Below are 12937 nucleotides of genomic sequence, written 5' to 3'. Positions count from 1 at the left end.
AAATTCGAATTTTTGTTATATCACGACTTAAACATTGACTTGAGAACAAAGCCTACATTGGCAGGTCGCTCCGCCAGTCTACGCATAAAGTATCCATACCAATCGTCCCCGTAAGGCACATATACTCGCATGGTATACCCCTGATTAGCCAGCTCCTGCTGTGCTTGAACCCGTATTCCGTACAGCATCTGGAATTCAAACTGGCTATTCGGAATGCGGTGATCCTTTACAAATTGCTTAACGTGATTAATGACGTTATCATCATGCGTCGCGATAGCCGCATAGTGGCCATCCAGCAGGTGCTGCTCAATAATCCGAATAAAGTTCTGATCTACATCTTCCTTACGTGGAAATGCGACTTCTTGTGATTCCTTATAAGCCCCTTTTACAAGGCGAAGATTCGGCTTATAAACCGCTAATTGTTCCATATCGGCCTGACTTTTGTACAAATAAGCCTGTATAACTAGTCCAACAGTCGTGCCATATTCTTCTCTTAATTCACGGAAAATGTCTAGGGTGACTTCATTGTGAGCGTAATCCTCCATGTCAATGCGTACAAAGTTTCCATGCTGCTTGGCTGCGTCCAAAATTTGACGCATATTGCTCATGCACAGCTCTCTTGAGATGTCGAGACCAAGCTGAGTCATCTTTAAGGACAGGTTGGACTTAACTCCGCTTGCGGCAATCTCATGCAGCGTACGTACATTGTAAGCTGTCGCTTCAATGGCTTCCTCACGTGTGGAGATGAATTCGCCAAGGTGATCCAAAGTAACTACGATCCCCTTCTCGTTTAACATTCGCACAGTTGTAACCGCTTCCGAAATTTGAACGCCAGCTACGAACCGTTTGGCGCCAAAGCGGAGACCGTATTTCTTAGCGGTGCGGTTAGCCACTTTATTTTTCGACAGAAATAGAAACGCATTTCGCATTAAGCTTTCCATGTCGAACAGTTCCCCCTAAACTTTGAAGTGTTCAATTTTTGTACACATTTAACCTCGATGATTAATTATAATCACAATTGGTTGAACATGTAAATAGATTTTGAAGAAATAGTTGGAAAAGTTTTACGCATTAGATGGATTGATTTTCTAGGGGGCGTTTGCCATAATAGTTGAAAGACAGCAGAAACCGGAGTGGAAATCATGGGACAAGAGACACATACCTGGTCTGGCAGGCATGTAAATGCACTGCTGCAACGACTATTAGACACAACAAATGACGCAGTAACGATCGTGGACACTGATGGAATTGTGCAGTACTGGAATCGAGTATCGGAAGAGACCTACGGAATCCCACGATCCGAAATTGTAGGTAGACGAATTGGAGACTTCTTCCAACGAGAATCTATTATGTTATTTCAAGTGATGGAAAGCGGCACTGAAATACAACACGTCTATCACGAACCTCGTCCTGGCGTACATGTTATGATTAATGCCGCCCCTGTACGAGATGAACAGGAACAGTTAATCGGTGCCATCTCTATCGAAAGCAACGTCACACAATATGTAAAGCTAAGCGCTGAAATGTACAACAAGCCGGATGCTGAGGAATTATCTTCTGCGGTGTTTCCGTTTAAGCCAGAAGAAGTACAAGCAGCCTTGCTTGTAGTCGAGCACAAGCGTCCATTACTACTGCTCGGTGAATCAGGAGTCGGTAAGCGTGCGATCGCACAATGGATACATAAGCAGCTTCAGCTAGAAGGGCTATTTGTTACGGTGAGCTGTGGAGCGCTTCCACATGGGCTGCTGGAGGCTGAGCTATTTGGCTACCAAGGTGATGAACTCCGCCTGGGAAAGCTGGATCAAGCGAAGGATGGAATCTTATATCTTAAGGACATTCATTTGCTGCCCCAATCGCTCCAAGAAAAGCTCTATCAGATGCTGCAAGATCGGAAATTTTATCGATTAGGCGGGATGTCAACTGTATCGTTATCCTGCCGAATTATCGCTTCTGCCGCCAATGGACTCGAGGAACACGCATCGTCACAGTGGCTGCCTGAGCTGTACTATGCGATGATGCATCACGAGGTGCCTGCCTTGTGTGAACGTAAGCAGGACATTCCTGAGCTGTGCCGTATGTTCTTAAACGTCGCAGCAGAGAAGTTGAATGCACAGTCGCCGCCCTTAGGCTCTGACGCTTTAACAGCACTGACTTCGTTTGATTGGCCTGGGAATATGCCGCAGCTCGCCAATGCTATGGAGCATGCCTGTTTTATGGCCCATTCTAACCGAACGAGCGCAATATCTGTGCGCGAACTACCTGATTATGCTAGGCTGACCACACTTGTCGAGTTGACGGAAGCGGATATTCCGCTAAGTGTACACTCAGAAGAGATGGAACGGGTCCGGATTGCGGATGCGCTGAAACGAGCGGCTGGGAACAAAGCAAAAGCTGCACGTATGTTGAGCATTTCACGAGGGGCTCTCTATTATAAAATGCGCCAGTATGGGCTTGAGTAACCACTACCTAACAATGAGTCATCTTCCTTACCTTATATAGAAACACAAATAAGTGCCCTGCATTCCGCTTAGCTTACAGTGGAACATAGGGCACTTTGTTATAGTTTAAGCAGCAAATGAGAGTGCTCACAGGGTGAATAACTTAATAGGCAACCCTACAGACGCCCATATGTTAACATGTCTTCAGTGATTCTCTTTTCAACATATCTTAGTCAGTGAATCTGGTCAGTGAACCTCATCAGTGAGCTTAGTCAGTTAGTTCCCAACGGGAGCTGGATCAGCAAAAGACGAAGGTATGCTTGGCTTGCTGGCCGCTTTAACTACTTCTATTATAATATACTCACCCATCTGATCCTGGATCTCACAGCTTAAATTGTTGCTCCGCAATATAAGCTCGATTTCATCTATGCTGTGCCAAGTCCAGCCAGCGACGTTGGCGAGATAAGAAATATATTCTTTGTGGTAGATCAGAATTAATCGTTTGGAAATGCGGAACCATTCTTTGAACATTAAACCAGCAAGCGGCTCACTAAACATGCGGTAATAATCCGTTACTACTATCGTATCAAAATGCCCCCGAGCATACGGTGTATCAACCCCGAGCAAATATACAACTTCCCTTGCAGCAAATCGCTCCGTGTAAGCTTGGTGTAAATGTTTATTTTGGATAAAAATGTGAGATGTATGAAGCGCAGAAAGATGTGCAATACTGTCCTCACCAATAATAAGTGAACATTCGGAACCGGTAATGTAGTTGGCATTCAGGCTTTCGATAAAGGATAGCTCATATTCCGGCGTATAGTATTTCACCACGAGATGATTAAATTTAGAAATGACTTGATCGTAATGCATGTCAGCTGAATACGGATAAATTTCCGTATCGAATTGATAGTTTTTCACGTGCATTTTTTTGCGATTAAGAAAGCTTGACTTAATTTTCAGCTGCTTCTGATCATCAGCACGATGCGGCAAATGAAGGACACATATATTTTCGGTTGCACGCATAATAGCGCCATGCTTATGCAGCTGATAGGAGAAATCGGTGTCCTCTGCTCCCCAGCCTTTGAACGATTCATCAAAGCCGCCTGCTTGTACTACAATGTCTCTGGACGCGCTTATTGCCCCGCTCCAGCCCATCGTCCACGGTACATCCATTTGGTTTAAATCATTGTTAACCAAATGAAAATGCGACGTCCTCATGTCTTCCCAGGCCGGATGGTATTTCAACCGCTCACTTATTTCCTGTAAATTGTGTGGTGTAATGCCGTCAAGAACCGACATATCTTCCTTGTCAGGGTCCGTAAATGCACCCAAAATATAATGGTACAATACAGTATTGTGGCTTGAGCCGATTTGCTCCGCAACTCGATCCACAAAGTGAGCTGGAATCACGATTCCACAATCCAAAAACACCAGAATATTTCCCTTACTCTCTTTAATTCCTCTGTTTCTTGTTCTGGAGCGGCAGGAAAATTTGTCGCGTGGAATGAACGAATATTTTAACGCTTTAATTTTCGACACAAACGAATCTACAACCTCTTTAACTGGTTCTGTTGAGCCGTCATCCACAACAATAACTTCGTACGATAGGTCGTCGCGGTGCTCCTGCTCACTAATAAACGCCAAGGTCTGTTCCAACTGCTCCACTTTGTTGTGAACTGGAATAATAATTGATATATTCAATTGTACAGTCTCCCTCCACGATATATGTATCTATAGGTTTAATCTTGATGTACGAGTTAAAATAAAACTGTGATGAAAGTATACTACGTAGTGTGAAAATAAAATTGGAAGGAAAAATCTGAAGCATGGAGCAGCAGAGGGGCGGCTTACATGTGGCTTGTATGTTATGTGACTTGCACCTGTTAGACATGTAAGGGGCCGTTCACTGGAATAGTTGTCGTATTAATTCTAATAGGTTCTCTTCCATGTACCAGTAGCAACCTTAATCTATGCTCCTAGTATTTATTCTATATAATGTACTTGTTTTGTACAGCAATTCTCAATTTCTTAATCAAATCTTTAACAAACAGCAAGAAGAAGACGTAACCACTGACTATCCAACATATATTCATCCAGATACAAAGTGATCTGGCTCCCTTATCCGCCTGCTTTCAAGCTGCTCAATCCGAAACAGAAGTTCGTCATTCTGCTCTTCTAGCAGCCTGATCCGTTGAAATACACGATAACATATCCATGCTAGACCAGCCGCCAGCAATGCCGAAATCGTATACCACATGACGATCATCCTCCTTTCTAATCAAAAATAGTGGTTAATCCCCCTTAAAAGTAAAGCAACTGCAACGATTCCAATAGCCCACGAAAACGACTATGAACGGTGGTCTCGCTTACAGTTCCAATGTCTCTAATTATTTGCCATAAAGTGGTGTTTTCGTTATTTTACCAGATTCATGCACGGCTGCATATACCTAAAGCGATTTCGATAGCAAGGCCATATGTCTGACACAAGTTGAAAAGCGAACTCGTGTATGGGTCACGAATTCGCTTACCAAACTAATGTATATAATTGCTGAGGGTTGCAACATAAAGGAATATTTCGTACCACGTCTACCTTAAATCTCTCTGACTGGCATGCTACAAATGAACGCTAACATGCTTTAAAGCTTCTGCTGCTGGCACGTAGTCGAGATGCAAATCACGGGCAACTGCATAATAAGTAACCGCGCCACCTGCCGTATTTACGCCTGCTAATAGCGCTTTATGTTCCCGCAGTGCCTGTTCCAATCCTTTATTTGCAATTAACACTGCATAAGGAATCGTAGCATTTGTGAGTGCTATCGTGGAGGTGCGTGGAACTGCTCCTGGCATATTGGCCACAGCGTAATGAACGACGCCATGCTTTACATACGTGGGATGATCATGTGTTGTAATGTGATCAACCGTCTCAAATATGCCTCCTTGATCGATGGCCACATCAACAACAACAGAACCAGCCTGCATCGTCTGGATCATCGACTCCGTCACCAGCTTAGGTGCCTTTGCTCCGGGAATCAGAACCGCTCCAATGACCAAGTCTGACTCGGCGACCGCTTCGGCAATCGTCAGTGGATTAGACATCAAAGTATGAATGGATGAACCAAAAATATCTTCCAACTGCCGCAGTCTATCCGCGTTCGTGTCCATGATCGTTACGTCAGCACCAAGTCCTACCGCAATCTTGGCAGCGTTCATCCCGACGATACCACCACCGATGACAGACACTTTGCCGCGTCTTACACCAGGCACGCCCCCTAACAAAATTCCTTTTCCACCATGTGACTTTTCGAGAAATTGTGCCCCAATCTGGGTAGCCATCCGCCCCGCAACTTCACTCATTGGTGTTAATAAAGGCAGCGACCGATTAACTTCTACGGTTTCATATGCAATAGCTGTTACACCGTGCTTCGTCAACGCTCTCACTAATGCAGGCTCTGCCGCCAGATGTAAAAATGTAAACAAGATGAGACCTGGACGAAAATAAGCATATTCTGAAGGAATAGGCTCTTTTACCTTTAATATCATATCCGCCTGCCGCCATACATCCGATGCACTCAAGCCTATTTCCGCTCCGGCTCTAATATAGTCTTCATTCGAAAAACCACTGCCTGTGCCTGCTCCGTCCTCGATCAGAATGTCATGACCTGATTGATACAAAGCAACTACACCAGACGGTGTTATGGCAACTCGATTTTCATTATTCTTTAATTCCTTTGGCACACCAATACGCATCTTAAAGCCTCCTGAAATTAAAGCCGTTTCTTTCCAGTATAAGACAGTTTGCACGCCACTTCTTTATCTTTATTTCCAAAAACAAGCACCTATCTTTGTAGTTTTACACAAAGACAGGTGCTATATAGTTTACTTCCATTTATTTAGCTTCAACTCTAAATACATCGTTACTTTCTGATCCATATTGTTCAAGTCAATATCACCGATTTCCATAACCCGCTTTAAACGGTACATCAACGTGTTAGTGTGCACATGCAGTACCTCTGCTGCCTTTTTTACATTGCTATCTTGATTCAGAAATATTTCTAATGTATACGATAAATCGCTGTTATGTTCCTCGTCATATTGCCGCAGCCGATGGAGACTTTCGTTAATAATCGGTTTACGTTCTCTGTCCACAACAAGAGTTGGCAAATAGCGATAATAACCCAATTCGTTATAGTCATAAATTCCACTTAGCGCTTCTGGATACGTGTTTCCCATTTGAATGACAACTAATGCCTCTTGATAGCTCTTCTCCACGAAGACATACTGCTCATAAAACAACCCCCCGCCTCTACGAACAGGAACAGCCCCAAAGCGGAGCTTTAATTGTGTAATAAACTTGCTGCATTCGTCCTTGTATTGCAGTTCGGCATGCTTCCCGACGCCAGGGGCACACATCATAATTAAACGGTTATTGTGAATCACGTGCAGCGCAATCCGAATCTGCTGAACCGTTCGAATCGTGTATTGGATCTGCTGATTCAACTTCTCGTTAATATCCGTTTCAAATTCCAGTACGATAACTTGGTACCGCGGTGGCAACGAAATACCCAATTGCGAGGCACGCTCTTTCGTTTCCGGCTCGGATGGGTTTTTATGAGTGAGCAAATGCCAAAAGAAATCATGATGATGCTGCTCCTGCTTGCGATTTTGTGTCTGCAATTGAACAAGCTTTGTTCGCGCCGCCTGTGCTGCTTGTTGTAGCAGTTGCAGAGATGTCTCATTTGTACGTTGATTGTTATCTAATATATAAATATAGCCAAGTACATCCTGATTATTGCGTATTGCTATCGCAATGCGATCACCTAATCCCACCTCACTAATTTGTGAGATGCGGATGGGTTCGTGACTGGTCATAATTTGCTGGATAATTCCTTCTTTCCAAAGGGCACTTATGACATTCTCGGGAACTCGTCTTCCGATAATGGTAGCAATCCGAGCAGGGTCCGTCTCGGGATCATGCGAACTATAAGCCAACAGCTTATGACTAGCGTCCTCGATCGTAACCGGACACTGTACAACCTCACTGATCGTATCTGCTATAGATTCTAGGCTGTCAAAATGTCGGTCAAACGGATTGTGATCAACACTCATACATTGTACTCCTTACACCAAAATGAACGCTCCCATTGTAACATGCAAAAGCTTGGTTTTACTATGATATCGTGTAAATCCCTTCATGATATTAGAAGAAAATGAATTAAAAGTACAGTTTTAATTTTTTTATGAGGGATAGAAATTTCAATTAGTAGTTTTGCCACACATTATTTACTTGTTATTTCCAGATAGATCTGATCCATACAAATCTCCCCCATCGCTTCCTTTACACAGGTACAAAATTATTGACAACACCTATGTTCAAAAAATAAAAAACACTGGAAACCAGTGTCTTAAAATTTAGCTGCTATACCATTTAGTTGAACCGTTTCTTCATATAGGAAGTCTCTTTATGATGACAACGTTCATCTCCGCTTGATCGTGCTGCTTCTACGAACTGCCGTAATGCAGTGTTATCTAGGTTCGCCAGCATTAGCAGAGCCACGTACGGGTTGCCTGTTAACTTCAAGTACTCCGCAAAAGCAGGCTCTGTCTTGAAACCGGCGCGCTTCATGCGAAGTATATCCCGCTTGCCATTCTCCCCTATAAGCTCCAGCAGACGCCATTCCACGATCATATGCCGATAGCTGTGTTGGAGTATCGTTCGTACTGGCTGTCCAAATATTTCAATATTAAAGCACTTATATGTAAAGCTGATTGTCATATAGGGTTGTTCATTTATGATTCCTATCGCTAGCTGTAAGGGGGCAAACGCTTGAAGCCTTGCCTCCATCTCCAGTCTAAAGCTATAAAAATCATGTACTTCACATGCGATATCAAGATCGCTGTGCGGAAGATCAATATCCAGTGGAATTGTCCCAACCAGTATAGGAGTATATGGGGCTAATAAATCCATAAGAATGGATGAGGACAGCACTTTGTATGCTGCTTGCTGTCGGTAGGATCCGGTACGCAAATAACTGATATTAAGAAACTTTTGCATCTTCTTCCCCTTTCTCCTCTAGCTGCACTTCACTTCAATTCGAGACTGCTCAAATTAGCATTTGGCCTCATTAGACAACAAACGTTCGGTCCTTGCGATTGCTGCCACAGTCGCTGCAAGCGCTTCTTGATCCTTTTTAATCTCACCTAATCGTTTGGCCTCCTTCAAGAAGGATAATGCCTCTTTATAATGACCTTGATCAACTTTTACTTCACCAGTTACGTAATAGATCACATCTAACAAATCGACCGCTATATGCTCACGCTCCAACGTTGTTTTTAAGTTTGACAATATGTCAGTCGCTTCGTTATATTCGCCTTTCCAGTGTAAAATGCGAGCAAGTCGAATTTTGTTTACGTATACGCCTCTTGGCCGCTTCTCCTCCCGATATGCTCCGATCGCCAAACGTGCGTATTTTTCACCCTCATCCAATTCACCTAGTATTCGCAAATAGATACTAATCCGCCCTGCCGTAATCTCGTCTTCCGTCTTTTCATAATGAGCAATCATTGCTGCTACACCCATTCGCATCTGTTCAGGATTAGTAGCGATTTCCCGATATCTCTCATCCCTGCTATAGGACATGTCGTATGTGATAACCCGGTCCTGTTGAACGTGTTGACTCATAAACAAGCCTCCATTAATTTAAATAATTGTGAATATCATGGCAGAAAGGCTAGGAACACCGCTGGCACCACTGGCCAATAGTCTATATAGCCTATCTGAAAGACACAACACAAACCACTTCCCAGACGATTCCTAACATTCGTGTTGTGCCCACTTACGTTTAGCCCGCTAGCATATTACGTATAGTTATCCGTTATTCCGGTTAAACCAACCTAACTATGGTACACCTCGCCTAGTCATTATATCGGTCTCGTTGTTCTCGAAATCGAGATACCTATCAGGCCTAGTCTTCGAACCTGCACTTACGCTGCAAAGCAACGTTCCTTTAGTTGCTCTCCTCTATGTACATCTTTCAGTGGATCTTTGTATTGGTCGCAAAATGTGCACCTAGCGCAGATTCAGACTGTGCGCTGCCAACAGACAACTAACTGAACAATGGTTACACGTAAAATGCTGATTAGATATTATTATGTGCAGCATGACCCTCTGGCTAACAGCATCTGACCAGACAAGGTCAACTGTGTCTATGCATAGCGGATACGTACGGGGAGCATATGCAGCAATCGTGCGCGCTAATATAGCGGGTACAATAAAGGTATGAAGCACACCGTGCATAACTGGCCAATTGGAAGATGATCCGAAATACGAAGATTATTCTTACAAACACACATTTCTTTTGGGTGTTATTTCCTTTTTACAACATGTTATTTACTTTAGCATATAATACTCTTCTTGAACATATGTTAGATTCCAGATTTAACGATAACAATTGTGAATGAATTTGTAGCCTTGTACATTTTTAATGTAGACACTAATCATAAAATGGCGAGTGGCAGATGGTTCAGGCATAGGCTGAACCGAAAAAGAGCGCTAACTATGTCCCAGTCAGCGCTCTTACCTATATACGCTAGTACGTCTGAAAGCAGCCCCCTAGTCAATCATTTCCTACCTTATGTCCGCACCTATTTCTTGTATCTCCACTTGATCTAATGCCTGATCCCAAGATGGCAGCGGGTCATGAAAACAACTCCAATCCAGTTCAACTTCATCTTCCCGCAGCACACAGTCTGCCAGCCGCTTCTTCATCTCTTCACGATCAAAGTCGATGCCGATACAGACAAGCTCTGTCAGTCGATCTCCCCAACGCGAGTCCCAACTTGCCGCCAAATCCGGCTCCGCATCCAGATAGCTCTGTCGTTCCTCGTCAGGTAATGCTGCCATCCAGTAGCCCGCTGGACCAAAGCGGATCGAGGCTCCCGCCTGACTAATGGATGCTGCAATATCATTTCTCGAAGCAATCCACAATATACCTTTGGCACGTATAATCGCCTCTGGCCATTCCTCAAAGAGCATACTTAAACGCTCAGGGTGGAATGGGTGCCGACTTCGGAATACCATAGATCCAATCCCATATTCCTCTGTTTCCGGTACATGCTCTTCACGCTGCAACTCTTTCATCCATCCAAGGGAGCTGCTAGCCGCCTCAAAATTAAACAAATGTGTATGGACTATATCTTTCACATCCACTTGACCTTGAACGGTACGAATAATTCGCGCCCTTGGTTGCAGCTTACGCATAAGCTGCTCCAACTGATCCAGTTCTTCCATTTGCACCATGTCACACTTGTTTAGCAGCAGCACGTCACAAAATTCAATTTGATCGATAAGCAAATCCACGACATCACGCTCATCTTCATGACCGACTGCTTGCTGGCGCGCCAGTAGACTATCACCAGATGAGAAATCATGCCAGAAGCGATAAGCATCTACTACCGTTACCATCGTATCCAATCGACAACGCTCAGATAAGTTAATTTTTAAATTGTCATCTTGATACGTAAATGTCTGTGCGATCGGAATAGGTTCCCCTACTCCTGTTGACTCAATTACGATTGCGTCAAATCTGCCTTCCGCGGTTAATCTATTCACTTCTTGAAGCAGATCGTCACGAAGCGTACAGCAGATGCAGCCATTGGATAATTCAATCAGCTTCTCGTCTGTACGTGACAAAGCGGAGCCTGATTGAATTAGCTTTGCATCGATATTCACTTCGCTCATATCATTTACAATGACAGCAACACGCATCCCGCCTCGCTGCTGAAGGATATGGTTAAGCACGGTCGTCTTACCAGAACCTAGATAGCCGCATAACACCGTAACTGGAATCGGCTCATAGCCTTCTCCCGCTTCCCATTCACCTGTACTCAATCTGATCATCCTTTCTCCTAAGTTTTATTCGTAATTATTACGATTAAACACATAAGAGCATTCTATCCATCTCCCCAACAAATGTCAAGCAGAGCACAAAAAAACCTGCCCCCAATGGGGACAGGCTCCTTATCAACTTCAGTTACTCCATACCCTCCGTCGCTCGCTTGAGCTCAACCTTACGGATTCGATGTCTTTCCTTTTCCAAGATCGTAAATTCTACACCCTCAACCGTTATCTTGCTGCCACGCTTTCCATCTGGGAAACGATCATACAACCATCCGGCAATGGTGTCGAAATCAGCACTTTCAAGATGGGTGCCTAACAAATCATTCACTTCAGACAATAATACTTTCCCATCTACACGATAATGACCTTCTGCTACTCGCTCTACTTCAGCGCGCTCTTCCGCATCAAATTCGTCTCGAATCTCGCCAACGATCTCTTCCAATATATCTTCTATCGTAATCATGCCCGATGTTCCCCCGTATTCATCAACGAGAATCGCCATATGCGCACGTTCCAACTGCATCTTGCGCAGCAGCTTCTTGACAGGCATCGCTTCTGACACCGTCATAATCGGTTGAACCAATTGCTCAACCGGAACGTTTGCAATGATCTTGTAATCAAGGAACATCTGCTTCGTATTAACCATTCCAATGACGTTATCTTTATCCTCTTTAATAACGGGATAACGTGTATATTCTTCTTGCTTCATAACGCTCATATTTTCATCGACCGTTAGATCAGCGTCCAGTGCAATCATATCGGTTCGAGGAACCATAATTTCTTTAGCCAACAAGTCGTCAAATGCAAATATGCGGCTTACATAACCATACTCCGTATTGTTAATCTTACCGCTTTCAAAGCTCTCACTTAAAATAATTTGCAACTCTTCCTCTGAATGGGCTTCTTCATGTTCACTAGCAGGCTTCATACCGAACATTCGTGTAATCGCATTGGCAGAGCCGTTCAGCATCCAAATAAACGGATACATGATCTTGTGGAACAGAATAAGCGGCTTGGCAAAAAGCAATGTCACTTGCTCTGATTTCTGGATAGCGGCTGTCTTCGGTGCCAATTCACCAACCACCACGTGTAGAAACGTTATTAAAACAAACGCGACAATAAACGACAATACTTTGTTGATCTGCTCCGGGAAACCAGCAATTTCAAACAACGGATGGAGCAGCTTTTCAACGGTAGGCTCACCCAACCATCCTAAACCAAGTGCTGTAATCGTAATGCCAAGCTGACAGGCGGACAAGTAGCCATCCAAATTGCTAATAACCTTTTTGGCGGCTAATGCGTTAGCCTTACCTTCTAGCACTAGCTGGTCGATACGACTTGTTCGTACCTTAACGATGGCAAACTCGGCTGCTACGAAAAACGCAGTCATTGCAATTAATACAGCGATAAGAATAAATTCTAGGGTGGGAACTTCCATTGTTAAATGATTCTCTCCTTTGAGATAGCTATTTTTAAGTTCATTTGAACTTATTATATGAACTTATCTACAGAATCACAACGTCTGAATCGGTTCATATTAAGTCATAATTAACCCGTAGCGGTTGTTATTCAATCTTTAAGCGGTCGGCATGCTTTGTAT

The 12937-nt window shown here is 43.7% G+C and carries 10 protein-coding genes; 1 reads left to right on the top strand and 9 read right to left on the bottom strand.

Annotated elements, in window-relative coordinates:
• Window positions 1-20 precede the first annotated feature (20 nt).
• The gene (locus H509_RS0104645; protein WP_028544048.1) at window positions 21-941 is read right to left on the bottom strand and encodes a proline dehydrogenase family protein; all 921 of its coding nucleotides are present in this window, start codon (window positions 939-941) and stop codon (window positions 21-23) included.
• A 201-nt stretch (window positions 942-1142) separates the two neighbouring features.
• Between H509_RS0104645 and H509_RS0104640 the strand changes: the two genes are divergently transcribed.
• Window positions 1143-2459 (top strand): sigma-54-dependent Fis family transcriptional regulator, encoded by a 1317-nt coding sequence (locus tag H509_RS0104640; protein ID WP_051286817.1) that lies wholly within the window; start codon window positions 1143-1145, stop codon window positions 2457-2459.
• Window positions 2460-2714: 255 nt separating this feature from the next.
• On the opposite strand, the gene H509_RS0104635 is transcribed toward H509_RS0104640, so the two are convergent.
• The 8 genes from H509_RS0104635 to H509_RS0104600 form a co-directional block, all read right to left on the bottom strand.
• Window positions 2715-4142, bottom strand: coding sequence for a glycosyltransferase family 2 protein (locus H509_RS0104635; protein ID WP_028544046.1), 1428 nt, complete (start codon window positions 4140-4142; stop codon window positions 2715-2717).
• A 388-nt stretch (window positions 4143-4530) separates the two neighbouring features.
• Window positions 4531-4698: a hypothetical protein gene (locus H509_RS27500; protein WP_157277456.1), complete on the bottom strand. Its 168-nt coding sequence runs from the start codon at window positions 4696-4698 to the stop codon at window positions 4531-4533.
• 356 nt (window positions 4699-5054) lie between these two features.
• The gene (gene ald, locus H509_RS0104625) at window positions 5055-6188 is read right to left on the bottom strand and encodes an alanine dehydrogenase (RefSeq protein ID WP_028544045.1); all 1134 of its coding nucleotides are present in this window, start codon (window positions 6186-6188) and stop codon (window positions 5055-5057) included.
• A 129-nt stretch (window positions 6189-6317) separates the two neighbouring features.
• Window positions 6318-7547, bottom strand: a complete 1230-nt coding sequence (locus H509_RS0104620; RefSeq protein ID WP_028544044.1) for a PucR family transcriptional regulator — start codon at window positions 7545-7547, stop codon at window positions 6318-6320.
• Window positions 7548-7866: 319 nt separating this feature from the next.
• The gene (locus H509_RS24275) at window positions 7867-8493 is read right to left on the bottom strand and encodes a DUF4269 domain-containing protein (RefSeq protein WP_051286816.1); all 627 of its coding nucleotides are present in this window, start codon (window positions 8491-8493) and stop codon (window positions 7867-7869) included.
• A 54-nt stretch (window positions 8494-8547) separates the two neighbouring features.
• A complete protein-coding gene (locus H509_RS0104610; protein ID WP_028544043.1) occupies window positions 8548-9120 on the bottom strand; it encodes a hypothetical protein in 573 nt (190 codons plus the stop codon).
• A 945-nt stretch (window positions 9121-10065) separates the two neighbouring features.
• Window positions 10066-11337: a GTP-binding protein gene (locus H509_RS0104605; RefSeq protein ID WP_051286815.1), complete on the bottom strand. Its 1272-nt coding sequence runs from the start codon at window positions 11335-11337 to the stop codon at window positions 10066-10068.
• A 133-nt stretch (window positions 11338-11470) separates the two neighbouring features.
• Window positions 11471-12775 (bottom strand): hemolysin family protein, encoded by a 1305-nt coding sequence (locus H509_RS0104600; RefSeq protein ID WP_028544041.1) that lies wholly within the window; start codon window positions 12773-12775, stop codon window positions 11471-11473.
• Window positions 12776-12937: the final 162 nt, after the last annotated feature.

This window comes from Paenibacillus taiwanensis DSM 18679 (assembly GCF_000425125.1).
Classification (GTDB): Bacteria; Bacillota; Bacilli; order Paenibacillales; family Paenibacillaceae; genus Paenibacillus_B; species Paenibacillus_B taiwanensis.
The sequence above is the reverse complement of the archived record's forward strand: the minus strand, read 5'-3'. Positions and strand labels throughout refer to the sequence as shown.

Bases quoted from the DNA above. Each gene is read 5' to 3' on its own strand.
- H509_RS0104645 (WP_028544048.1), bottom strand. From the start codon at position 941: ATGGAAAGCTTAATGCGAAATGCGTTTCTATTTCTGTCGAAAAATAAA.
- H509_RS0104640 (WP_051286817.1), top strand. From the start codon at position 1,143: ATGGGACAAGAGACACATACCTGGTCTGGCAGGCATGTAAATGCACTG.
- H509_RS27500 (WP_157277456.1), bottom strand. From the start codon at position 4,698: ATGTGGTATACGATTTCGGCATTGCTGGCGGCTGGTCTAGCATGGATA.
- H509_RS0104620 (WP_028544044.1), bottom strand. From the start codon at position 7,547: ATGAGTGTTGATCACAATCCGTTTGACCGACATTTTGACAGCCTAGAA.
- ald (WP_028544045.1), bottom strand. From the start codon at position 6,188: ATGCGTATTGGTGTGCCAAAGGAATTAAAGAATAATGAAAATCGAGTT.
- H509_RS0104610 (WP_028544043.1), bottom strand. From the start codon at position 9,120: ATGAGTCAACACGTTCAACAGGACCGGGTTATCACATACGACATGTCC.
- H509_RS0104600 (WP_028544041.1), bottom strand. From the start codon at position 12,775: ATGGAAGTTCCCACCCTAGAATTTATTCTTATCGCTGTATTAATTGCA.
- H509_RS24275 (WP_051286816.1), bottom strand. From the start codon at position 8,493: ATGCAAAAGTTTCTTAATATCAGTTATTTGCGTACCGGATCCTACCGA.
- H509_RS0104605 (WP_051286815.1), bottom strand. From the start codon at position 11,337: ATGATCAGATTGAGTACAGGTGAATGGGAAGCGGGAGAAGGCTATGAG.